General features: G+C 64.9%; 20 protein-coding genes and 2 pseudogenes. 12 read left to right on the plus strand and 10 right to left on the minus strand.

Annotated elements, in window-relative coordinates:
• Window position 1: 1 nt before the first annotated feature.
• Window positions 2-1,360 (minus strand): LLM class flavin-dependent oxidoreductase, encoded by a 1,359-nt coding sequence (locus tag ACLBYA_RS05880; protein WP_447708415.1) that lies wholly within the window; start codon window positions 1,358-1,360, stop codon window positions 2-4.
• 91 nt (window positions 1,361-1,451) lie between these two features.
• Window positions 1,452-2,048, minus strand: a complete 597-nt coding sequence (locus tag ACLBYA_RS05885; protein ID WP_447708416.1) for a TetR/AcrR family transcriptional regulator C-terminal domain-containing protein — start codon at window positions 2,046-2,048, stop codon at window positions 1,452-1,454.
• A gap of 79 nt (window positions 2,049-2,127) precedes the next feature.
• Here ACLBYA_RS05885 and ACLBYA_RS05890 point away from each other — a divergent pair, with 79 nt between their 5' ends.
• Both ACLBYA_RS05890 and ACLBYA_RS05895 read left to right on the plus strand, forming a co-directional pair.
• The gene (locus ACLBYA_RS05890; RefSeq protein ID WP_447708417.1) at window positions 2,128-3,108 is read left to right on the plus strand and encodes a nitrilase-related carbon-nitrogen hydrolase; all 981 of its coding nucleotides are present in this window, start codon (window positions 2,128-2,130) and stop codon (window positions 3,106-3,108) included.
• Window positions 3,105-4,106: an agmatine deiminase family protein gene (locus tag ACLBYA_RS05895; RefSeq protein ID WP_447708418.1), complete on the plus strand. Its 1,002-nt coding sequence runs from the start codon at window positions 3,105-3,107 to the stop codon at window positions 4,104-4,106. The genes ACLBYA_RS05890 and ACLBYA_RS05895 overlap by 4 nt, the downstream gene beginning before the upstream one ends.
• Window positions 4,107-4,166: 60 nt before the next feature.
• On the opposite strand, the gene ACLBYA_RS05900 is transcribed toward ACLBYA_RS05895, so the two are convergent.
• A complete protein-coding gene (locus ACLBYA_RS05900; protein ID WP_447708419.1) occupies window positions 4,167-4,571 on the minus strand; it encodes an organic hydroperoxide resistance protein in 405 nt (134 codons plus the stop codon).
• A 111-nt stretch (window positions 4,572-4,682) separates the two neighbouring features.
• Between ACLBYA_RS05900 and ACLBYA_RS05905 the strand changes: the two genes are divergently transcribed.
• On the plus strand, window positions 4,683-5,141 hold the full coding sequence (locus ACLBYA_RS05905) for a MarR family winged helix-turn-helix transcriptional regulator (RefSeq protein ID WP_447708420.1): 459 nt from the start codon (window positions 4,683-4,685) through the stop codon (window positions 5,139-5,141).
• Between the two features lie 21 nt (window positions 5,142-5,162).
• Window positions 5,163-6,707 (plus strand): FAD-dependent monooxygenase, encoded by a 1,545-nt coding sequence (locus ACLBYA_RS05910; protein ID WP_447708421.1) that lies wholly within the window; start codon window positions 5,163-5,165, stop codon window positions 6,705-6,707.
• Between the two features lies 1 nt (window position 6,708).
• Here the strand turns inward: ACLBYA_RS05910 and ACLBYA_RS05915 are convergent, their stop codons facing one another.
• From ACLBYA_RS05915 to ACLBYA_RS05935, 5 genes and pseudogenes are all read right to left on the minus strand, one after another.
• Window positions 6,709-7,734 carry an alcohol dehydrogenase catalytic domain-containing protein gene (locus ACLBYA_RS05915; RefSeq protein ID WP_447708422.1) on the minus strand — a complete coding sequence of 342 codons (1,026 nt, stop codon included), beginning with the start codon at window positions 7,732-7,734 and terminating at the stop codon, window positions 6,709-6,711.
• Between the two features lies 1 nt (window position 7,735).
• Window positions 7,736-9,634: a flavin-containing monooxygenase gene (locus tag ACLBYA_RS05920; RefSeq protein WP_447708423.1), complete on the minus strand. Its 1,899-nt coding sequence runs from the start codon at window positions 9,632-9,634 to the stop codon at window positions 7,736-7,738.
• 178 nt (window positions 9,635-9,812) lie between these two features.
• A complete protein-coding gene (locus ACLBYA_RS05925) occupies window positions 9,813-12,398 on the minus strand; it encodes an Ig-like domain-containing protein (protein WP_447708424.1) in 2,586 nt (861 codons plus the stop codon).
• 311 nt (window positions 12,399-12,709) lie between these two features.
• A pseudogene (locus ACLBYA_RS05930) lies at window positions 12,710-13,136 on the minus strand (ATP-binding protein); the annotation flags it as partial.
• A 464-nt stretch (window positions 13,137-13,600) separates the two neighbouring features.
• Entirely contained in the window at window positions 13,601-14,554 is a 954-nt protein-coding gene (locus ACLBYA_RS05935) for a helix-turn-helix transcriptional regulator (protein WP_447708425.1), read from the minus strand.
• Between the two features lie 300 nt (window positions 14,555-14,854).
• On the opposite strand from ACLBYA_RS05935, the gene ACLBYA_RS05940 reads away from it, so the two are divergent.
• Genes ACLBYA_RS05940 through ACLBYA_RS05950 form a run of 3 tightly spaced genes read left to right on the plus strand, consistent with a single transcriptional unit; the run spans window position 14,855 to window position 16,767 of the window.
• A complete protein-coding gene (locus ACLBYA_RS05940; protein WP_447708426.1) occupies window positions 14,855-15,655 on the plus strand; it encodes an alpha/beta hydrolase in 801 nt (266 codons plus the stop codon).
• 9 nt (window positions 15,656-15,664) lie between these two features.
• The gene (locus tag ACLBYA_RS05945; RefSeq protein ID WP_447708427.1) at window positions 15,665-16,306 is read left to right on the plus strand and encodes an isochorismatase family cysteine hydrolase; all 642 of its coding nucleotides are present in this window, start codon (window positions 15,665-15,667) and stop codon (window positions 16,304-16,306) included.
• 2 nt (window positions 16,307-16,308) lie between these two features.
• Window positions 16,309-16,767 carry a hypothetical protein gene (locus tag ACLBYA_RS05950; protein WP_447708428.1) on the plus strand — a complete coding sequence of 153 codons (459 nt, stop codon included), beginning with the start codon at window positions 16,309-16,311 and terminating at the stop codon, window positions 16,765-16,767.
• Here the strand turns inward: ACLBYA_RS05950 and ACLBYA_RS05955 are convergent.
• The gene (locus tag ACLBYA_RS05955; protein WP_447708429.1) at window positions 16,764-17,354 is read right to left on the minus strand and encodes a TetR/AcrR family transcriptional regulator; all 591 of its coding nucleotides are present in this window, start codon (window positions 17,352-17,354) and stop codon (window positions 16,764-16,766) included. The two genes, ACLBYA_RS05950 and ACLBYA_RS05955, sit on opposite strands and share 4 nt — an antisense overlap.
• Before the next feature lie 241 nt (window positions 17,355-17,595).
• On the opposite strand from ACLBYA_RS05955, the gene ACLBYA_RS05960 reads away from it, so the two are divergent.
• From ACLBYA_RS05960 to ACLBYA_RS05975, 4 genes and pseudogenes are all read left to right on the plus strand, one after another.
• Entirely contained in the window at window positions 17,596-18,288 is a 693-nt protein-coding gene (locus tag ACLBYA_RS05960) for a class I SAM-dependent methyltransferase (protein WP_447708430.1), read from the plus strand.
• Between the two features lie 36 nt (window positions 18,289-18,324).
• Window positions 18,325-18,666: pseudogene (locus tag ACLBYA_RS05965) on the plus strand (IS1380 family transposase); the annotation flags it as partial.
• A 79-nt stretch (window positions 18,667-18,745) separates the two neighbouring features.
• A protein-coding gene (locus tag ACLBYA_RS05970; protein ID WP_447708431.1) for an IS3 family transposase occupies window positions 18,746-19,890 on the plus strand; the annotation gives its coding sequence in 2 pieces (ribosomal slippage) (window positions 18,746-19,013 and window positions 19,013-19,890; 1,146 coding nt in all).
• Window positions 19,891-20,401: 511 nt separating this feature from the next.
• Window positions 20,402-20,749, plus strand: coding sequence for a histone-like nucleoid-structuring protein Lsr2 (locus tag ACLBYA_RS05975; RefSeq protein ID WP_447708432.1), 348 nt, complete (start codon window positions 20,402-20,404; stop codon window positions 20,747-20,749).
• 156 nt (window positions 20,750-20,905) lie between these two features.
• Here the strand turns inward: ACLBYA_RS05975 and ACLBYA_RS05980 are convergent, their stop codons facing one another.
• A complete protein-coding gene (locus ACLBYA_RS05980; RefSeq protein ID WP_447708433.1) occupies window positions 20,906-21,223 on the minus strand; it encodes a DUF3349 domain-containing protein in 318 nt (105 codons plus the stop codon).
• A 387-nt stretch (window positions 21,224-21,610) separates the two neighbouring features.
• On the opposite strand from ACLBYA_RS05980, the gene ACLBYA_RS05985 reads away from it, so the two are divergent.
• Window positions 21,611-21,799: a hypothetical protein gene (locus ACLBYA_RS05985; RefSeq protein WP_447708434.1), complete on the plus strand. Its 189-nt coding sequence runs from the start codon at window positions 21,611-21,613 to the stop codon at window positions 21,797-21,799.
• Window positions 21,800-22,009 lie beyond the last annotated feature (210 nt).

Consider the following 22,009-nt stretch of genomic DNA (forward strand, 5'->3'; position numbering starts at 1 on the left):
CCTAGCTGGCAGCCGATACGGAAGACCCCGCACCGGTGCTGAAACGGTTGGTCGGACGCGGCAGGCCCAGGTGCTCGCGCAGGGTGCTGCCGGTGTACTCGGTGCGGAACAGGTTGCGGCGCCGCAGTTCCGGCACCACATGGTCGACGAACGCGGCCAGCGACGAGGGCAGTGCGGGCGGGATGAGGTTGAATCCGTCGGCGCCGCCGGTGGTGAACCACTCCTCGATGTCATCGGCGATCTGTTCGGGCGTGCCGGCGATCAGTCGGTGTCCGCGTCCGGAACTCAGGCGGAGCAATAGTTCCCGCACCGTCAGATCCTCGGTTTCCACCAGCCGCTTTATCAGCGCGTAGCGGCTCTTGATGAAATGGGTTGCGCTGTCCTGGTTCTCCGGGAACTGCAGGGGCCGGTCCAGATCATCGTGGGTTACCGGGAAGCCGACGATGCTGCTGAGCTGCTCCAGGCCGTAGTCCGGCACGGTCAGCTCTTCGAGTTGACGCTGCAGGGCCTGCGCCTCGGCCTCGGTGCCGCCGATGATCGCCGACAGGCCGGGCAGGATGTGCACGTTGTCGGGGTTGCGGCCGTGGGTGCGCACCCGGTTCTTGACGTCGGTATAGAACTCGCGCGCCTCGGCCAGCGTGGGTTGCGCGGTGAAGATGGCCTCGGCGTAGCGTGTGGCGAACTCCTTGCCGGGTTCAGAGGACCCGGCCTGGAACAGCGCCGGATGGCCCTGCGGTGAGCGCGGCACCTCCAGCGGTCCGGTGACCGAGAAGTGTTCGCCGACATGGTCGATGCGGTGGATCTTGGCGGGGTCGACGAACCGTGGCGCGTCCTTGTCGCCGACGATCGCGTCGTCCTCCCAGCTGTCCCACAACTGCAGGGCGACCTGTAGGAACTCGTCGGCGCGGCGGTAGCGGTGGTCGGGGTCCGGGTGATTGGGATAGCCGAAGTTGGCGGCGGCGGACGCGTTCGCGGTGGTGACGATGTTCCAGCCGGCACGGCCCTTGCTGACATGGTCCAGCGTGGCGAACCGCCGGGCCAGACTGTACGGATCGTTGTAGGTCGTCGACGCGGTGGAGACTAGGCCGATCTGGCGGGTGACTCCGGACAGCGCGGTCACCAGGGTGAACGGGTCCAGGGCGTCGAACGGACGAAACTCGGTCTTGTCCTTGAGTACCGGGTGGTCGGCGAAGAAGATCGCGTCCAGGGTGCCGCGCTCGGCGGTGCGGGCCAGGTCGATGTAGTGATCGATGTCGGTGACGCCCGAGATCTGGGTTTCGGGCAACCGCCAAGCGGCCTCGTGCTGACCGATGTTTCGGAGGAACGCGTTCAGGTGCAGTTGTCGTGGCTGCGCTGCCATGGTGGAGCGTCCTCAAATCAGGTTGGGGGTGGGTCGACTCCATTCGACGGGGCGGTGCAGGCGGGGTGAACAGTTTGGATCAGCGAAATTTTCAGTGTTCACCCAGCCCGCGGAGCAGCACGGCCAGGCCGTATTCGAAGGCATCGTCGGCGCGGTCGGTGGTGGGCGTGCCGGTGGCCAGGGCTTGGGCGAGTTCCGGGCCGACCTCGGGGCTGTCACCCCAGGGCGCCTCCGGTGCCGCGGCGTCCAGCGCCGAACCGAGGACGAAGCTGTCGATCAGGGTGAGGACGCGCAGGGTGTCCGCGGCGTCGAAACCGGCCCGGGTCAGCGTGGCGGCCAGCGCGTTGTACATGGTCACCGCGTGCGCGCTGCCGACCGGATACGCGGTGAGCAGCGGAATGAGTCGTGGGTAGCGGGCGTAGCTGCGCCGGTAGGAGCGCATGATCGCGGCGAGCACGTCGAGCCACGGGCCGTCCAGTTCGGGCAGGTCGACGGTGCTCATGGCCTTGTCTCGTAGCAGTTCGACGATCTGCTCCCGGCCGGCGACGTGGTTGTACAGCGAGGACGGGCTGACCTTGAGCTTGCGGGCCAGCTCGGGAATGGTGAAGCCGCCGGTCGCCTCGACCAGCTCCATTGCGGCGTCGGCGATCCGGTCGCTCGACAGGATTGCGACCTTGGGTCGTCCCATCTGATTTTCTCCCAGCTCTTGCCAACGGTGTCGGTTCATTACACAATAAACGAAACACATTCGTTTTAGGAGTGCCGACATGCTCACCCTGATCGCCGAACCCGCCCCGCCGCTGTCCCGGACCACCGCGTCCGATCGCCCACCGCTACGCGTCGGGCTGGTGCAGCACCGCTGGCGGGCCGATGCCGCGGAACTGACCGGTGTGTTGAACGACGGCATCGCCCGCGCCGCCGATGCCGGTGCGGCCGCGGTGTTCCTGCCCGAGATCACGCTGCTGCGCTACCCGGCCGATGTCCAGGCCGGCCCGAATCCCGGTGACGCCGCCGAGGATCTGCTGGAGGGTCCGACGTTCGCGCTGGCGGCCGAGGCCGCGCGCCGGCACGGGATCTTCGTGCACGCCTCGCTGTACGAGAAGGCGCCGGCCGCCGACGGTCTCGGCTTCAACACCGCGATCCTGGTCTCGCCGGCCGGGGAGCTGGCCGGCCGCACCCGCAAGATGCACATCCCGATCTCGGCGGGCTATTACGAGGACACCTACTTCCGCGCGGGTCCTCCCGAGGAGGCCTACCCGGTGTATTCGCCCGACGGTCTGGGTGCCCGCATCGGAATGCCGACCTGTTGGGACGAATGGTTTCCCGAGGTGGCCCGCAACTACGCACTCGGCGGGGCCGAGATCGTCGTGTACCCGACGGCCATCGGGTCCGAACCGGTGTTCCCGGATTTCGACACCCAGCCGCTGTGGCAGCACGTGATCGTCGGGCACGGGATCAGCAACGGCTTGTTCATGGTGGTGCCGAACCGCACCGGCAACGAGGGTGCGCTGTCCTTCTACGGGTCGTCGTTCATCTCCGATCCCTATGGCCGCGTGCTGGTTTCGGCGCCGCGCGATGAGGAGGCGGTGCTGGTCGCGGACCTGGATCTGGATCAGCGCCGTGACTGGCTGGAGCTGTTCCCGTTCCTTCTGACCCGGCGGCCGGACAGCTATGGATCGCTGAGCGCACCGGTCGATCCCGCGCAGCCGTATGGTGTCGGGCACGAGGCGACGGCGGTCGTCAAATGACCTACTCGATGCCCGCCGAGGGCGCACCGCAGGACCGGGTGTGGATGGCTTTTCCGTCCGCGGGCTACTCGCTGGGCGACACCGAGGCCGAACAGCACGAGGCCCGGGCCACCTGGGCGGCCGTGGCCCACGCGATCGCCGAGTTCGAACCGGTCACCCTGGTGGTCGATCCGGGCGAGGTTACCTACGCGAAGAAGTATGTGTCCCAGGACATCGAGATCATCGAAGCGCCGCTCAACGACGCCTGGATGCGCGATATCGGGCCGACCTTCGTGCATGCCGACGACGGGTCGGTGGCCGCGGTGGACTGGGTGTTCAACGGCTGGGGCGGCCAGGACTGGGCGCAGTGGGATCGCGACGCCAAGATCGGCGCGCTGGTCGCCGAGTCGGCCGGGGTGCCGGTGGTGTCCTCACCAATGGTCAATGAGGGCGGCGGAATTCAGGTCGACGGGTGCGGCACGGTGCTGGTGACCGAGACCGTGCAGCTCGATCCGGGCCGCAACCCGGATCTCGGTAAGGCCGAGGTGGAGGCCGAGTTGGCCCGCACCATCGGCGCCACCGACGTGGTCTGGCTGCCGGTGGGGCTGACCCGAGACTCGGAGCGCTTCGGCACCCGCGGCCACGTCGACATCGTCGCCGCGTTCACCGAGCCGGCCCGGCTGCTGCTGCACACCCAGGCCGACAAGAACCACCCGGATGCCGAGGTGAGTCGAAAGATTCGGGCGTCACTGGGGGATCGGTTCGAGATCGTCGAGATGCCGGCCCCGACGGTGCTCACCGATGACGAAGGTTTTGTCGACTACAGCTATATCAACCATCTGGTGGTCAACGGCGGGGTCATCGCGTGCAGCTTCGGCGACCCGCGTGATGCCGATGCCGCGGCGATCCTGGCCGAGCAGTACCCCGGCCGCAAGGTCGTGTCTGTCGATGCGCGGCCACTGTTCGCCCGCGGTGGCGGCATCCACTGCATCACCCAGCACCAGCCGTCGGCGCGTTAGACGCCGAATGGCCGGTCACCGCAGGGAAAGTGCGATGACCGGCCATTGGGCTGCGGGGAATCAGACGAGGGTGATGGTCACCGGGATGTTGCCGCGGGTGGCCTTCGAGTAGGGGCACACCTGGTGTGCGCCGTCGATGATCTGCTGGCCGACCTCACGGTCGACGCCGGGGATGGTCACGTTCAGGCGCGCCTCCAGGGAGAAGGCGCCATCGGTGTTCACCAGGTCCACCTGCGCGTCCACCGCGGTCTCGGCGGGCAGCTTCACGTTGTGCTGACCCGCGACCAGGCCCATCGCGCTCAGGTAGCAGGCCGACCATCCGGCGGCGAACAGCTGCTCGGGGTTGGTGCCGGTGCCGCCCGCGCCGGGCGCGGTCAGCTGGATGTCCAGATTGCCGTCGGAGCTGTACGACTCGCCCTGGCGTCCGCCGGTGGTGTGGGTCTCGGCGGTGTACAGAACGGACATGGTGGTCTCCTTCAAGTTCTCGTCGGTCGGTCGCTCCGGCCTGACTGTTCGGTGTAACTGCTCGGCTCATTGAATCATTCCCGATTAAATCGTGCGCGCTACAGTATGAACATGAGCTCTACGCCGTCGAAACGTTCCGGGCTGCCGCAGCTATCCGACTTCCTGTGCTTTGCCGTGTACTCGGCCAACCTCGCCTACGGCAAGGCCTACAAGCCGATCCTCGACGAGCTCGGCATCACCTACACCCAGTACCTGGTGATCGTGGCGTTGTGGGAACAGGATCACCAGACCGTGAGCGGGTTGGGCGAGAAGCTCTTCCTGGAGTCGAACACCCTGACCCCGATCCTCAAGCGTTTGGAGGCGACCGGCTATCTCACCCGCAAGCGCTCGGCCGAGGATGAACGGCAGGTGGTCATCAGCCTGACCGACGCGGGCCGGGAACTGCGCGAGCGGGGACTGGAGATGGACCTGGTGGCGGCCACCGGGCTGGAACCCGACGAACTGCGCGCGATGCAGAAGGGGATCGCGACACTCCGCGACAATTTGCGTAGGCACGTACACGGAAACTGACGCTCGGGCATAATTCGCGGCGTGACCGACGTACTCATTGCGGGCGCCGGCCCGATCGGCCTGACCGCCGCGATCGAACTGGCCCGCCGCGGCGTTGCCGTCCGGATCGTCGACCCGTTGCTCGAACCGCCGCAGTACGCCAAAGCCGTTGGTGTGCAACCGCGGACGCTGGAAGTCTTCGAGCGGATGGGGATCCTGCGGCAGGTGCTCGACGCTGCCGTGCACTTTCGCGGGCAGATCGCCTATGTGAACGGCGAGCGGGTGGGCGAGATCGAGCTGGCGTTGCCGGCCGATGTGCCGTTCAAGTTCGTCGGCCTGCCGCAGTACGAGACCGAGCGGATCCTGCGCGATGAGTTGGCGACCCGCGGGGTGCGGATCGAACGCGGTGTGCGGTTGACCGGGTTCGAGCAGGACGCCGACGGGGTCACCGCGATGCTGGACAACTCCACGCCGGTGCGTGCGCAGTATCTGATCGGTGCCGACGGGGCGCACTCCATCGTGCGCAAGACCCTCGGATTGCGCTTCGACGGCGCGGCATTCGAGGAGCAGTACATGCTCGGCGATGTCGAGGTCGACTGGTCGCTGCCGCCTGGCTACACCGTGCGCTGTATGCATCAGAGTGACGGCAAGATCGACGATCTGCTGGTGTGCATCCCGCTGCCCGGCCGGGGCCGGTACCGGATGTCCATGTTGGTCCCGCCCGAACTGTCCATTCCCGGCGGTGGTGTGCAACACGGATTCGGTGACGGCGCGAAACCGGAGCTACACCACATCCAGGCGGTGCTGGACCGGCTGTCGCCGGCGCCGACGACCGCGCAAAACCTGCGCTGGTCCTCGGTGTTCCGGATCAGTCACCGCATCGTCGACAGTTACGGCCGGGGCAGGGTGTTCGTCGCCGGGGATGCCGCGCACATCCACCCGCCGACCGGCGCGCAGGGCATGAACACCGGGATTCAGGACGCCTACAACCTGGCCTGGAAGTTGGCGCTCGCGGTCCGGTTGGAGGCCGCCGACGGTCTGCTGGACAGTTATGACGCGGAGCGCCGCCCGATCGGTGAGGAGGTGGTCGGTCGCACCGTGCGCAGTGCGCGCGAGGGGATCGGCGCCGACTCCGCCGATCCGGATTTCATCATCCGCCGTGAGGCCCAACTGTTGGTCAGCTACGCCGGCAGTCCCATCGTGGGCGACGGTGCCGGCGGGCGTGCGCCGGATGCGCGCGGGTTGGTGCGCGACGCCGCCGCCGACCCGGTGCGGCTGTTCTCGCTGCTGGCCGGAACCCGACACACCCTGCTGCTGTACGCCGGTGCCGACGAGGGATTCGAGGCCCTCGAGGAGGTGGCCGCCGCGGGTCGTGGGCTGCTCAATGTGTACGTGATCGCGCACCCCGATGCGCCGGTCGAGCGCACCGTTCTGCCGTTGGTCCGTGATGCGGCAGGGGATTTCGCGCGTGCGTACCCCGTCGACGAGTCCGCCGCCTTCGTGGTGCGACCGGATGGGCATCTCGGTTATGCGGGACCGGCCGATGCCGGTCTGATCGCCGCGCACCTGAAGGCGACGTTCCGCTGAGCTACGGAATCAACTGCACCTTGAGGTGATCTCCGCCGCGGGACATCGCTGCCGCGTAGCCGGCAGCGGCATCGTCCAACGGCATTGTGGTGGTGAAGATTTCGTCCACCTCGAGGCGGCCGTTCTGCAGCAACGGGATCAGTTCCGGCCATGTCTGCTGCACCGGCGCGGTGGTCAGCCGGATGGTGAGGCTGCGGATCAGGCAGGCCAGCGCAGGCAGCGGATAGGGCTGCAGGTCGTGCACACCGACGATGGACACCGTGCCGCCGGTGCGGACGGTGTCGATGGCGTCGTTGATGGAGGTGTCGGTGCCCACGGCGTCGATCACGGCATCGACACCGAGGCCGCCGGTCGCCTCGCGAACCGCCTGTGCGGCAGGTGGTTCGACAGGTGTGGCACCCCAGGTCTGGGCGCGGTCGCGGCGGGTCTGCACGGGGTCGACGGCGTAGACGGTGGCCGCACCCAGAGTCAGTGCGCTACGCACCGCGCACATGCCGACCGCGCCGAGTCCGAGCACCGCGACGGCTCCGCCGATCGGGATGTCGGCGCGCTTGGCGGCGGCCCATCCGGTAGCCAAGTTATCGGTGAGCAGCAGGGCCTGTTCGGTGCTGATGCCTTCGGGCACCTTGAGCAGTTGGAAGTCGGCGGCGGGCACCGCGAGCAGTTCGGACTGGGCGCCGCCGAGCGCGCCGGACCCGAAGATCTGCGGGCCACTCACGCAACGGATGGGGTCGTGGGTGGCACAGCCGGAGCAGTGCCCGCAACCGGCCACCGAGGACACCAGGACCCGGTCGCCCTGGTCGAAACCGGACACCTCCGAGCCGGTTTCGACGACGGTACCGACGGCCTCATGGCCCAGTGCCACCGGGTCGAAGATCGGGTAGTGGCCCTCCAGGAAGTGCAGATCCGAGCCGCAGATCGCGGTGGCCTCGACCGCGACGATCGCGCCGTCGGGTCCGGACAGTTCCGGGTCCGGGCGGTCGGTCACCTGAATGGTGCCGGTGGAATCGATGACGACGGAACGCATCTCAGGTCTCCTGGTAGTCGGACCAGACGGGGTGCAGCACCGCGTCGTGGTAGGTGCTCAGCCGCCAGGGGCTGACGGTGTGGATCTCGCCGTCGGCGTTCTTGAAGTACGAGTGCTTGATCGACGGGTGTGCCCACACCGTCTTGCGGATCTCCTCCTGGGAGCGGCGGTGCCATTCAGCGGTCGGTTCGGGCAACGGTTCCAGGGTGCGCAGCTGGTGTGTGATCAGGCGTTCCAGGCACTGGTTGATATAGCGCATCTGCAGTTCGGAGTTCAGGATCAGGCTGCCCCCGTGTGCCAGGTGTGCGCCCGGGCCGTAGGTCATGAAGAAGTTGGGGAAGCCCGGGACGGTGATGCTGCGGTAGGCGTAGGGGCGGGTGCCCCACACCGCGTGCAGCTCGGCGCCGTCGCGGCCGGTCACGGTGATCGGGAACAACACCTCGGTGGCACGGAAGCCGGTGGCGTACACGATGATATCAACGTCGTGGACTGTGCCGTCGGCGGTGATCACACCGGTCGGGGTGATTCGTTCGATGGGGGTGCGGACGAGTTCGACATTGTCGCGTTTGAGGGTGGACAGCCAGCTGCCGTTGTCCTGCAGGGTGCGCTTGCCGGTGGTCGGGTAGTCGGGCAGCACCTTGGCGAGCAGGTCGGCGTCGTCGCCCACCTGGGTGGTAATCCAGTCGGTGAACATGATGCGGGCGATGGCGTTGATCTCACTGACCGCATTGGCTTGGTCGGCGTAGTCGGGGTCGACGATCGCGGCGTCCAGGCCCTTGTCGGCGCCGGGCCACAGCAGCAGGAAGCGGTACCAGCGGCCGTAGTAGGGCAGGTGTTCCATGGCCCAGCGGACGCCGTCGGCGACGGGCTCGTGGTACATCGGGTTGGGGAACATCCACTGTGCGGTGCGCTGGAACACCGTCAGGCTCTGTACTTTTCCGGCGATGGCAGGGGCGATCTGGAAGCCGCTGGCCCCGGCGCCGATCAGGGCCACCCGCTTGCCGGCGACATCGACACTGTGATCCCACGCGGCGGAGTGAAAGGCCGGTCCGGCAAAGGTTTCCGCGCCGGGGATGTCGGGCAGGCTGGGCCGGTTGAGCTGGCCGACGGCGGTGATGACGGCATTGGCTTGCAGTGTTCCGTGGTCGGTCATGACGGTCCAGCGGTCGCCGTCCCAGCTGAGGGACCTTGCTTCGGTGTTGTATTTGATGTGCGGGGCGAGGTTGTGCCGGTCGACCACGTCGGCGAAGTACTGGCGCAGTTCAGGTTGCTCGGCGAAGAAGTGTTCCCAGTGGTTACTGGGTTCGAAGCTGTAGCAGTAGAAGTGGTTGGCGACATCGACCCGGGCGCCGGGATAGCTGTTCTCCCACCAGGTTCCGCCGGGCCCGGCGTTCTTCTCCACAATGGTGAAGTTGATACCGGCCTGTTTGAGTCGGACGCCGGCGAGCACGCCGGATTCGCCGCAGCCTATGACGATGACGTGAAAGTCACCGCTGTCGTCGAGGTGGGCGGGGCGGCGCGGGTCGCTGCCTTCGAGGTCAAGTTCCTCCAGCACCAGCGCCAGGTTGTCGTCGCCGACGTGTTCGCAGGCGGCCCAGTCCAGCATCTCGCGGACCAGCTCGGCCGACAGTGGCTTGGGGACGGGGCAGCCGGCGTCGCGGTAGGCGGTGACGACCGGCAGGGCCTCGGCACGAGCCCGGGCTTTGTCCTCCTCGCACATGAAGCCTTGGACTTCGTTGAGGAACAGCCCGGCCTGTTTGTAGTCGTGGATGAACCGCGGGTCACCGGTGATGTGCACCAGCGACAGCAGCAGCGTGGGGATGCTGACCTGCTCCAATGCGGCCGAGATATCGGCATCGGAGGTGTCGAACGGGCTGCCGGCGTGGAAGCTGCGGGTCACGGGTAGTTACGCTACGGCGCGTTGCGAAATGAGGCAAGGGTGTCACGTGGTCGCTGTTGTCGCCGTCGTCGTCGCCGGCCGCCGCCGCTGTCGATTCTCAAACTGCGTGTCATTTCTCATCCGAGATGTCATCGAATGTCCCAAGTGACGCCTGGATGAGAAAGGCCAAGGCAGGAGGCTACATGTCAGCAGTCGTGTCTGGCGCGACGACGAGAATGGCGTGCCCAGAGCCAGATGCCAGATCGATGTACCGTACGCCGGCCGGCAGCTCCGCTATCTTATTGCCTCCTGCCAGTGCTACCGCGGTACCGTCTGAGCGCAACAGGAGGGTGTCGCTCGGCCCGGCCGCCACGTCGGTGTAGGTCACTCCGTCGGGCAGCGGCGGGATATCGATCTGCCCGTAATTGTTCGCGCCGATGCCCACGGCTGTGCCGTCTGACCGCAGGAGCACTGTATGTGCGTTACCTGCACTGACCGCGACGTAGGTCACTCCATCGGGCAGCGGCGGGATATCGATCTGCCCGGCGTCGTTAGCCCCGAAGCCGACAGCCGATCCGTCGGAGCGCAGCAGCACGGTATGGGCCCTGCCGCCACCAGCCCCGACGTAGGTCAAGCCGGCCGGTAGATCGGGGATGTTGATCTGGCCGGAGTCGTTGCGACCGAAGCCGATTGCGGATCCGTCCGAGCGCAGCAGCACCGTGTGATACTCGCCGCCCTCAGCGTCGGTGTAACGCAGGCCTTCCGGGAGTTCTGGCACATCGATCTGTCCTTCGGCGTTGTTGCCCGATGCCACCACCTCGCCGTCGGACCGCAGCAACAGAACGTGGTAGTAACCCGCCGCCACCTTCGTGTAGACCGTGCCCTCTTGTGGTGCAGCGACGGGCGCGATGTATCCGACGGTGTCCGCGTGGCCGTCGGACCGCAGCAGAACCGACATGTGCGTGCCGCTCGCGGCGCTGACATAAGTCACACCGGCTGGTAGCGCGGTCACATGATTGCCCTGGTACGGGTAGATCCAGGCTGACTGCATCGCGTTGTTCGCCGATCCTATGGCGATATCGTTGAGGACTGTGCTTGCGCCGGTGGTATCAGTTGCGCTCACCGTAACAGACACTGCCGCACCGGGATTCGCCCACGCCCACCCCTGGCTGACGGTGACATAGGTGCGACCCTCCGACACTTCGACGACGACGTTCGGATTGGATGAACTCACCGCGACACTCACTGCATCGCCATTCGGATCATCGGCATCTACGGCGATGATCCACGTGTTTCCCGAACCTAATTGGGATACAACGCTGTTAATGATGGGTGCGGAATTGACGACACTAACGGAGACAGTCGCCGAATCGGTGTGGCTCTGGCCCGGTGCGTGGATACGGAATCCGTTACCCGTGTCGCTGGCGATCAGGGTGAAGCTGTCGGTGCCGGTGTATCCGGCGTTCGGGTTGTAGGTAACGGTGTTGCCGACGATGGTGACGGTGCCGTTTGACGGGCCGTGGCGGGGGTCGATGCTGTAGGTGAGGGTGTCGCCGTCGGTATCGGTGGCGGGCAGGACCCCGATGGGGTTGTTGGCATTACCGGCGGGGACGACGAGATTGATTGTTTCAAAACCGATCTCGGGGCTGCGGTTGGCGAACGTGATGTTGGCCTGCCGCCGTGTCCAGGCCAACATCCCCCACAACAGGGCGTTCTCCAGCGGGCCGCCAGGACCGACGACCGGTTCGAATGCTCGTACAACCGCTTCGACGGTGGCCACGAACAGCGTGGCCGGGATCGCCAAGAGTTGGTCGACCACCGAGGGTGTCCGTGCCGCCGAGGGTGTGAGCGCACCGGTGGTCGGGGTGGCCGCAGCAGCCAGAAGCGTGGACTGCCCGGCGTCAGCGGTCTCGGCGTCGTGGGTGTTGACCGGTGCAGTGCCGTCTGACACAGCAGATCCCGCAGCGGGCTCGTCAGTGTCGTCGTCGGTGGTGGCGGTCGGGCTCTGTGCGTCGCCCCGGGTCCCGGTGGATGGTTGCGTGGTGGCTCTGTCGCGGTTGGAGCCACTACCAGTAGCTGAGGGCGGGGTGGCGGCTTCTGGTGCGGTCGGCGTGACAGGGACCTGTATGGGAGTGTCTGGATCGTCGGTCTCTTCCGCGAGGGGGCCTTCACCACCTGGGTCGGTGACCGGCACCTCAGGCACCGCAACAGCCTCGTCAGCGGGTGCGGTCGTCTCGGCAGGCTGCTCGGTCTGCTCGTGCTCGGCGGGTATTGTCGCCTCTGGCGAGGATTCAGCTGGCGCACCGTTCGAGGGGTTGGTGTGCGCGGGTGCTGGGGTGTCGGTGTCCGGGCTGCCCGAGGCGGACACTGCGGATTCAGAATCGTTGTCTGCAGCATCAGGGCTGGAATCGCTCCCTGCGGAACGGGTCTGCGCAGAGCTGCCACCACGGATGGGTTTCTTGTCTGCGATGCTGCGGGAGCCGCGCCTGCCCGTGGCCGTGTCGTCGTCTCCGTCGTCTCCGTCGTCACTGGAGGCGGACACCGAGGTATCGCGTGTGGTGCGTCCGGGCCTGGTCGTACCAGCGGAATCGGTCGTGGCGGCGTTGGTGCGGGGTCCGCTCGATGAGGTTGAGGAACTGTTGGCGGAGGTGCCGGAGGTTGAGGGGGATTCGCCGCTGCTCTGGTCGTCGGCCAGTGCGGTGGCGGGGTGGCCGGCCAAAGCGACCCCGACACCGAGTGCGATTGCCAGTGCGCCGACGCGACCGATGTAGTTCCCGTGTGCCATGCCCGCTCCACTCACCCGTCCAGTTGACGCGCCGCTGTGCGCGTTCCAGCTAACAGATACACCAGTCAAACACCGCCGTGGGGGCTACCTGTGAACCACCTGTACGGGTTTCAGCACACTCAATTCACGCCATCGTCAAAATCAACCGATGTCAGCGATGGGATCGGAGTGTCCCCGGCGATCGGCCCCAGCGACCACGGGCGCCGGTTGGCCCGACGGGGCCACTCGCTTGCTCTGTTGAACCCCTGCTGCCCGTTACCGGTTCCGGGGCATGGATCGCCCCCGACGTAACATTTTCGCTGGTGGCGGGGTCAGCGGGTGGTGTGGTTGCGGGTGTGGGCAAGGCGGTAGGAGTGGGTGCCGGTTTCGATGATGGTGCCGCCGAAGGTGAGGCGGTCGACGATCGCGGCGCAGAGCCGTGGGTCGGTGAACGTCTTGGTCCATCCGGCAGAAGGATTCGTTGCTGGTGATGGCGATGGCGTTCTTCTCCTCCCGCTCGGTGAGCACCTGGAACAGCAGCTCAGCGCCGCGTTTGTCGAGCTTCATGTACCCGAGCTCGTCGAGTAAAAGAAGATCAACCCTGCCGTAGCGGTTGATGGTCTTGGTGAGCTGTTTGTCATCGGCAGCCTCGATCAGTTCGTTCACCAGCCGGGTGGCCAGGGTGTAGCGGACCCGGTAGCCGCGTTCAGCAGCTGCCGTCCCGAGGGCGATCAGCAGATGGCTCTTGCCGGTGCCGGACCAGTTCGATGCGCTCAAGACGCATACGGAGGATCACAGGCTGCCGAGGCCCGCAAGCGCACGCGAACAGATAGCCCCGTATCTCTCGACGCTATATGTTGCAGCGCAATGCAAGTCGACGATGCCTCACCTCCCGATGTTGCTGCTTTGCAGTGCTGAGGCAAGCAAGATCGGCGCCGGGCGGGTCACCGCGCCTACATCGGACGACGCCCTGGTCGAGTCGGCGAAGAAAGACTCGCGCACTGACAGACGTCCAGGTCTACGACAACCTGCACCACCGTACCGTTCCGACTTTTGCCGTTTGGATGACCAAAACCGCTCCTCCACCTGCGTGGCAATCTTGAAAAGGTGCAGCTAGGAGCGGTGGTCTACGCCATCCAGTTTGGCAATCGACAGTCGCCGCCGCCGAGGATGTTGCTGCTGTACCACCGCGGAAGAGGACGGCGATGCATGACCCTTGAGGACTAACGTCGTCCGTCGTGACGGTTCAACGCTTGCCATTCGCGAGGTGACATGCCGTAGAGGCTCCGAAAGCGGCGCGCGAAATGCGAAGCGTCGCTGAAGCCCCAACGGTGCGCCACCGCGGCAATCGGCGCGGGCGTCTGCGCGGATACCGTGAGCTCCTCATGGGCGCATGCGAGCCGCTGCTCGATGATCCACTTTTCCAGGCTCAGGTCGGCACGAGCAAAGATCTTGTACAGCTGTCGTACCGACACGTGGTTCGCTGCGGCGATGCTCGCTGCGTCGAGGCTGGCGTCTGGTAGATGGGTGCGGATGAAAGCCATGACCCGCGGCATCAAGCTGTCCTCCAGCGCTTCCCTTTCGAACGCGGCGTCATTCGACACGCTGGCGAGCAAGGCGCGGGCGAGTGCCAAGGTGGCCGTCCCGAGTGACGCCTCGGCGACACCGTTGACGTCGTCGGCGACATCGCGAAGATGCATCAAGTGTCGGCTGAACAGCGGCGCGAGCGGGCTGCGGCCGACATGCCCCAGCGCCGGGCCCACAAGATCGAGCGGGACACCGAGCAGGTCAGCCGGGAGTTTGGCCGTGGTCGTCCAGGTGTCCGTGACGTGATGGGTGTAAGGCTCGGCGAGATTGGTGGCCCAGACGTCAGCGGGTTTCACGGCCCACTCGCGGTCGTGCTGACGATGTAGGCCACGGCCTAACCGACCACATGTGAGGGCTATGACCGTCCCGTCGTCTGATCTTTGGCGGCTGGAGCGGCGCAGTGTGTGCGCAGAGCATTTGGCGTCGACAACCTCCACGCTTCCGAGCTGCCATGCACTCAAGGTCAAGTGAAGGCGCTCGCCACCGTGCTGGGGTGTCATGAAAGATGCTCCGGCCGCGCTTGTGATGGAGTCGACTATGGCGCTCTGCCGGTCACTCTTCGGCACCGAAGCACTGTCGAAGACGAGCATCGCCGGGGCCCTTTCCTGAGGCGCGCGAGGATTCCGCAAGTTTCAGTGGCGGACGTGCCAACAGTGTGCCACCGAGTTGACTCAGCGTGCACACCAATGGTCCGACAGTGCTCAACATGCCGGCGGCGAGATGCCGCGGGGCCACGCCGGCGCCACGATGAACGCACCGCGCCTCAATCGCGCCGGCCCGACGACGACCGCCAGCGGCCCCACGCCGACCGGCTCGATAATCAGCTCCGAACAACGAGAAGAGAGACCACCATGAGCGACGCGAAAAGCAACTGCGACACAATCGTTTTGGTGCACGGCCTTTGGATGACGCCGCGCAGCTGGGAGGGCTGGAAGGCCCACTACGAAGCCAAGGGCTACCGCGTCCTGACCCCGGCGTACCCCGGCTTCGAGATCGAGGTCGAGGAACTGCGGGCCCACCCGGACGTCATCGCGAAACTCACGGTGCCCGAGACCGTCGACCATTTGGCGTCTGTCATCGAAGCCGTCGAGGTGCCACCGATCATCATGGGGCACTCGTTCGGCGGCACGCTCACCCAGTTGCTGCTGGCGCGCGGCCTCGGCGCGGCGGCCGTGGTGGTCGACTCCGCGCCGACCGAGGGCGTGCGGGTCAACCCACTGTCCCAGGTGAGGTCGCTGTTCCCCGCGCTGAAGAACCCGGCCAACTTGCACCGTGCAGTCGGGTTCACGCAGGAGGAGTTCCACTACGCGTTCGCCAACACCTTGAGCCGCGAGGACTCCGACGCGGCGTGGGAGCGCTACGCGATCCCCGCGCCGGGCAACTGGGTCTGGGCCTACGGACTGATCGCCAACTTCAAACCGGGCCACCAGGAGACCTGGGTCGACTACTCGGCCGACCGCGCCCCGCTGCTGTTCATCGGCGGCGAGAAGGACCACATCATGCCGCCGTCGGTGAACAAGTCGAACGCGAAGCACTACGCCAAGTCGCCCGCCGTCACGGAGTACTACGAGTTCGCGGGCCGCGACCACTGGACGTGCGCCGCACCCGGCTGGGAGGCCGTCGCCGACCACGCCCTCGACTGGGCGCTGGCCTACGCCGACACCAAGCCGCGCGGTGCGCACACGGCTTGACAGGCGACCATGACGAACTACACCAGCAGCAGGACGGCAGTGCTGCTCGTCGACCCCTATAACGACTTCCTGTCCGACGGCGGCAAGTTGTGGCCCCTTCTGAAGTCCGTTGCCACCGAGGTGGCGCTGCTGGACAACCTGCGTACTGCGATCGCAAAGGCGCGGGAAGCCGGTATGCAGGTGCTGTTCGTTCCGCACCGACGTTGGGAAGCAAGCAATTTCGTGGGCTGGGACCATGCCAACCTCAACCAGCAGGGAGTGAATCAGCAGCAGATATTCGCGCGAGGCAGTTGGGGCGGCGAGTTCCACCCAGACTTCCAGCCGCATCCGGGCGACGTGCTCATCACCGAACACTGGGCGCAGAGTGGTTTCGCCAATACGGATCTCGACATGCAACTCAAACAGCGCGGCATTACCCACGTGGTTCTCGTAGGTGTCGTCGCCAATACCTGCGTCGAATCCACGGGCCGGTTCGCGATGGAACTCGGCTATCACGTGACGCTGGTCCGGGATGCGACGGCGGCGTTCGGGCCCGAAATGATGCACGCCGCGCATGAACTGAATGGGCCGACCTTTGCCCATGCGATTCTCACCACGGCGGAGTTCGTCGACATCCTCGCCGGCCAAACTGCATGGGAAGCCGGTGATTGACGGTGTCCTCTCGTGTCTTGATGGCGTCGACGGCGACCGCGACCATCAACGCCCCAGCCGACGCGGTGGACGTCGCGGCCTGGCTCTTCCAGCTCACCGACGCCGAGTATCAAAGGTGCGCTCCCGGCGAGCACATCGCCGCGGGCGCGACTACAACCGACGACGGCAGGCTGATGTCGATCAACGTCGAACATGTCGGGTCGGCGTTGCTCATTCAGCACTACGTCGGCGTTATCGTGTCCCCGAAGCACTGCCGACTCGTCTCGGAGTCCGACAATTTCACCCCCGTCGGGCGCACTAAGCCTCGATCCACCGACTGTTGTGGATCGAGTGCGGTTCCCGCTGAAGAAATGCTGGCTCTGATCTGGGCTGATTCGTACTTGGGCCGGTTGTGCCGGTCGCTGCGGTCCGGCACTGCGAGTGCCCGTGGGTTGTACGACCCCGGTGTAATCCGCGCTTAGCGATTCGTGGGCAGCGAATCCACGTGAAGTCGCAAGATCTTGGCGATGGTGGTCGGCTTTCGGGGGCCGTGTGCTGTCACAGCGTCGAGGGCGAGGCCGGACAGAAGTGACGCTAGGCGTTGGGCTTCCAGGCTGGGCTGTGGCACCGACATGCCCTTCAGGGCTGTGACCAGCACGTCATCCAGGTCGGTGGCCATTTGCGCTGTCGCTGCGCGGAATGCTTCAGTGGTTCGGGAGGCAGCGATGACTTCCATGAGGATCACTGCCTCGCTATGCCGTTCGGCGTCAAGGGGAACAAGTTCTTCAAGTAGTGCGATCAGATGTTGTCGTTGTCGCGAGAGATCGCGCGATTGCGGTGGTGTGTGTTTCATCAGCCGCTGGCCCATGCGGTTTCCGGCCTCGGTAACTACTGCGACGACGAGGGATTCGTGATCTGCGAAGTAGTGCCGGACTGACCCGATGTTCAACTGCGATTCCGCCGCAACACGGCGGAACGTTGCGGCGGACAGCCCCTCCTTCAGCACCAGACGTAGCGCGGCCTCGACGATGTGACTTCGGCGTTCCACGGGGTCGATACGTGCTGGCATCGTCGAAGTCTAACGACAGCAGACGGCGGCCTATCACGAGTGTGATAAAAAGAATGCAGGGTGGGCGGGCGGTCGCCGATCGGACGGAGGGACCCAAATGAATTACGTTGATGCGCTAGCCCGTAACCAAGAGAATTGGGACGAACGCGCAGACATCCATGCCCGGTCGCAGATGTATGACGTGGAGGGCTTCCTGGCGGACCGGTCACAGGTCTCATCGGTGGTCCGAAACGATCTGTCCGTGCTGCAACCGCACCTGCCCGCCTCGGGGATCACCGGCCGATCACTGCTGCATCTGCAGTGCCACATCGGGACCGACACCGTGTCCTGGGCGCGGCTGGGCGCCGTCAACGTCACCGGCTTGGATCTGTCGCCGAACTCGCTACGTCACGCTCAACGTATCGCAGAGCGAGATGGTCAGGCCATCACATGGGTGCAGGGCGATGCCCGGGTCGCGTCCTCACTGATCGACGAGCAGTTCGACACCGTTGTCACCAGCGCAGGAACCATCGTGTGGCTGCCAGAGCTGTCAGCGTGGGCGCACTCCATCCACGACCTGCTGACACCCGGCGGCGTTTTCATGATCCGAGACGACCATCCGATACTGGCGGCGATGGAGTTCCAGCCTTGGACAATCAGCGACGACTACCTCTCCGGTGGCGGTACCCGGACCTATGACGACGCCAGCACCTACACCGAGAACACCGACGTGGCGATCCGTCAGACAACAAACTACGAATGGCGCCACGATCTCAGTGAAGTCCTCACGGCGCTCTTGGAAGCAGACCTGCGTATCGAGGCCGTCCACGAGCTTGCTTACATGGATTGGCTAGCATTCCCGGCGTTGACTCCCGACCCCCGCGGTTGGACACTGCCCGCAGACGCGCCACGCATTCCGTTGAACTTCGCGATCGTCGCCCGCCGCGCCAGCTAAGTTCAACACGGGCACAGACACTTTCGAGCGCCGCGAATGGAACTATCGCACAGATTTGCCGCGTCGTCGGCGGTCTTCGACGATGATCATCTCGTGTCAATCGCCGGTTTGGTGCCCGTGATGACGCTGGCCACCCAGACCGGATTGTCGGCGCTATTGGCCGACAAGGTTCGGATCAGCGAACCAAGAATCAAGTCCGGGTCTGCCAACCCGTCACCGAAGCTGACCACGCTGATCGCCGGGATGTGCGCCGGCGCCGACAGCATCGACGACCTCGACATCGTGCGCTCGGGCGGGATGAAGACCCTCTTCGACGACGTGTACGCACCCTCAACCATCGGCACACTGTTGCGTGAGTTCACTTTCGGGCACGCCCGACTGGCGTGTCCCCGCTGAATGAGTCCGCCCAGTTTTAGAGTCCTGTAGCCCGATGTCGGCGAGAAGGGACGATGAACGTATGGCTGGTCGGAAGCGGAATTCCGCAGAGGACATCGTGCGCAAACTGCGCCGCGCTGATGAGCTGGCTGCCGAAGGCAAGACCGGCGAGGAGATCGCCGCCGAACTCGAGGTGTCGGCCGCGACGTTGTACAACTGGCGCCGCACCTACGGCGGGATGGGCACCGACGCCGCCAAGGAACTCAAGGAATTCCGCGAGCAAAACGCCCGATTGAAGCGGCTGCTCGCCGAGGCGGAACTCATGAAGGATGCCTTGCGGGAAGTGGCCAAGGGAAAATTTTAGGCCCAGCCGCCAAGCGCCGCGCCGTCGACATGCTCAAAGAGACGTTGAACATGTCAGAACGGCTCGCCTGCAAGGCTGTTGGGCTGGCCCGCTCTACCTGCCGCAGACTCCCCATCTCGGAGACCCCTGATGATCCGGACGCCGAGATGCGGTCCTGGCTGCGCTCCTACGCCACCAAACACCCCTGCCACGGGTTCCGCCGTGCCTGGGCGGCGTTGCGCTACGACGAACGCCGTGAGGTCAACAAAAAGAAGATCCACCGGCTGTGGCGCGGGGAAGGGCTACAGGTGAAGGTCACCAGTCCGCGCAAGCGGGCCGGGGTGTCGTCGATCCCGCCGATTGAAGCTGACGCCCCGAACGTGGTGTGGGCGATCGACTTCCAGTTCGACTCCACCATCGACGGCAAGGCCATCAAGATCGCGTCGATGGTCGACGAACACACCCGCATGTCGCTGCTGAACATCGTGGAGCGGTCGATCACCGCCGACCGTCTGGTCGACGAACTCAAGAAGGTGTTCGCCGCAGCGGGCGGCCCGCCCGCGGTGCTGCGGATGGACAACGGGCCGGAATTCATTTCCCAAGCGCTGCAACAGTTCTACGATCACAAAGTGGGAATGTCCTACATCCCGCCCGGAACGCCGTGGAACAACGGGCACATCGAATCCTTCAACAACCGCTTACGCAAGGAGTGCCTCAGCCGCAACCACTGGAACACCCTGCTGGAGGCCCGCGTGGTCATCGGCGACTTCAAGGACGAACACAACCATCGGCATCGCCACTCGTCCCTGGGCTACCGAACGCCGGCCGAGTACGCTGCGGCCTGCAGGTGCGCCCACACCCCGGTGGCCTGCAGCATCAACTGAATCTGGATCACACCAACCCGACTCTAGTAACGGGTGGACTCAGAAACGGGGACTCGCCAGTCAGATAAGCAGCGCGAGCCGAATCCCTTCAAACCCGGTTCGGGCCTTGTGTATTTCGTGGTTCTCGCCCGCATCTTTCGTGGCGAAGTTTCACACCGATCAGGTGCCTCGCCCTGCGGGGGACGTACTTCAGTCCGAGTTTCCGGTCGGATGGAACGAGGAAGGCTTGGCGCGACGCACAAGCTGCCCGACCGCGGCCTGTTGTCTCGAAGTGGGCGCAGTAGCGAAAGCGGCACTTCCGGGCGGTGGCAATCTTGCTCGGGTTGGTCTCCTTCCGCCAGAGCGAGTTCACGAAGCGACATCCGGCCTAACCCATCACTTTTGGTCACGGTGACAGATGCAGTAATTTCATTCGCCACCGCATTTTCTCCGGTGGTTTGTCGTTTGGAACTGCCGGTACTGGTTGGTGGTAGCGTGTCGATTGCAAGTTTCGGATAGACGAGGAATGGCTATGGCTGAACGCATTGTCCGCCAACTAATTGACGATCTTGATGGTTCTGAAATCGCAGACGACGGCGGTGAGCGTATCGAGTTTTCTGTGCGCGGCGTTGAGTATCAGATCGATTTATCTAACGCGAATATCGCCAAGCTCGATAAGGCTTTGAAGCCGTATGTCGATGCGGCTGCGAAGGTGCGCGCCACTCGCACTCGGCGTGCGAAATCCCATGGCGGTAACTCAGCTAGCTCGAAGGATCAGCTCGCGGCAATTCGCGATTGGGCCCGCAAGAATGGCCATAAGGTGTCCGATCGCGGACGTATCAAAGCCGAAGTTATCGAAGCGTTCGAAGCGGCGCACTAACAAACGTGCTGCGTGGGCTGTGGTTGGCGTGAAATGTGAAAGGGGGCCGCTCGCTCGTCAGATTTCGAGCAGTTGAGCGTGCCGAAACAGCCTTGTCCCCGCGCGGCATACATGCCGCAAGAGTCGCCGTACGTCATCACTTGTGACGCAGTTCTCTTAGACAGCCTTGAGCTTCGCCGAGACCGGTCCTGAACGCGGGATCGGACGTTCGAACCTTCTTGCTACAGCCGCGTCGTTAACGGTGTTTCGCTGACGCACGCGCTGTACTTCGGCTGGTGTCGGTGGCCGATCGATCAAGGCCAAGATCGCGGTGCTGATCTCGATGTCAGAAACCGGGAATCCGTGATCGAGAAAGTCGTCAGCAATGGCCGTTGCCTCCTCCGCGGAGAGTCGGCGCGCCAATACGGCAATCACTCCAAGCGGGCCAGCGCTTGCGCTGCGGAGCAAGGCAGTCCACGACTGGCGCCTTTGCATGGCGTTTCCTTTCTGTCGCGTACTGGTCGTATGCGTATCACGGTCCCATCAATGTGGAATATTGAGGCGGCGGGTACCTGGTGGCGGCGTCGAGTAATCGCGACCGAGAAGGGTTGCGCGCGACTGGTCACCCACCCAGGACTCTGCCACGCGGCAGCTCACGTGTTTCCGCGAGCCGAACGCCATGACCAGCACCAAGGCAGGTCCGGCCTCCATGGCATCTCAGCCAATAGCGACGTTTTCGTCGATGTGGGTCGCCTATTCGGGGGCAGCCAACACACACGGCCGCTAAAATGAACTTGCATTGCTTTCGAGATGTAGGGTCAGTAGTGCGCTGGATTCGCTTCAGTGTCGACAGCGGAAAACGTCCATGTTTGGGAGCTGACGATGAGCGGCGAGCAACTGTTTGGCGGTTTCGGCGATGCTGGATGGGATCATGCGCCGTGGGAGCACGAACCGCATTTTTCGGCCGAAGAGCTCAGCATTCTGTTTGATCCGACGTTGACCCCATCCGAAGCTGCGCAACTGGTGGGCTGCGTGGAGCGCGATGTAGTGCGGCTTCGCCACATCGCTTAGCCCGATAGGGGTTGGGCCGATCTTCTGGGCGCCTCGGATCGGTCAATGTCCAGTTCGAGTGACGTACGGTTGGCGGCCTGACCCCGATCGGTCTATTTATGGTTGTGAGAGACGTCCCGCCCACCTTGTGGACAGCAAGACTCGACAAGATCCTGGCTACGAGGAACCGGTCGGGATGTTCGCGATGCAGATATCGCTGAGTAGCCAGGA

Source organism: Mycobacterium sp. C31M, assembly GCF_053345865.1.

What these genes read in the sequence shown, in the direction of transcription:
- ACLBYA_RS05880 (WP_447708415.1), bottom strand. Translation starts at nt 1,360, where the DNA reads ATGGCAGCGCAGCCACGACAACTGCACCTGAACGCGTTCCTCCGAAAC.
- ACLBYA_RS05885 (WP_447708416.1), bottom strand. Translation starts at nt 2,048, where the DNA reads ATGGGACGACCCAAGGTCGCAATCCTGTCGAGCGACCGGATCGCCGAC.
- ACLBYA_RS05890 (WP_447708417.1), top strand. Translation starts at nt 2,128, where the DNA reads ATGCTCACCCTGATCGCCGAACCCGCCCCGCCGCTGTCCCGGACCACC.
- ACLBYA_RS05895 (WP_447708418.1), top strand. Translation starts at nt 3,105, where the DNA reads ATGACCTACTCGATGCCCGCCGAGGGCGCACCGCAGGACCGGGTGTGG.
- ACLBYA_RS05900 (WP_447708419.1), bottom strand. Translation starts at nt 4,571, where the DNA reads ATGTCCGTTCTGTACACCGCCGAGACCCACACCACCGGCGGACGCCAG.
- ACLBYA_RS05905 (WP_447708420.1), top strand. Translation starts at nt 4,683, where the DNA reads ATGAGCTCTACGCCGTCGAAACGTTCCGGGCTGCCGCAGCTATCCGAC.
- ACLBYA_RS05915 (WP_447708422.1), bottom strand. Translation starts at nt 7,734, where the DNA reads ATGCGTTCCGTCGTCATCGATTCCACCGGCACCATTCAGGTGACCGAC.
- ACLBYA_RS05925 (WP_447708424.1), bottom strand. Translation starts at nt 12,398, where the DNA reads ATGGCACACGGGAACTACATCGGTCGCGTCGGCGCACTGGCAATCGCA.
- ACLBYA_RS05935 (WP_447708425.1), bottom strand. Translation starts at nt 14,554, where the DNA reads ATGCTCGTCTTCGACAGTGCTTCGGTGCCGAAGAGTGACCGGCAGAGC.
- ACLBYA_RS05945 (WP_447708427.1), top strand. Translation starts at nt 15,665, where the DNA reads ATGACGAACTACACCAGCAGCAGGACGGCAGTGCTGCTCGTCGACCCC.
- ACLBYA_RS05955 (WP_447708429.1), bottom strand. Translation starts at nt 17,354, where the DNA reads ATGCCAGCACGTATCGACCCCGTGGAACGCCGAAGTCACATCGTCGAG.
- ACLBYA_RS05975 (WP_447708432.1), top strand. Translation starts at nt 20,402, where the DNA reads ATGGCTGAACGCATTGTCCGCCAACTAATTGACGATCTTGATGGTTCT.
- ACLBYA_RS05980 (WP_447708433.1), bottom strand. Translation starts at nt 21,223, where the DNA reads ATGCAAAGGCGCCAGTCGTGGACTGCCTTGCTCCGCAGCGCAAGCGCT.
- ACLBYA_RS05985 (WP_447708434.1), top strand. Translation starts at nt 21,611, where the DNA reads ATGAGCGGCGAGCAACTGTTTGGCGGTTTCGGCGATGCTGGATGGGAT.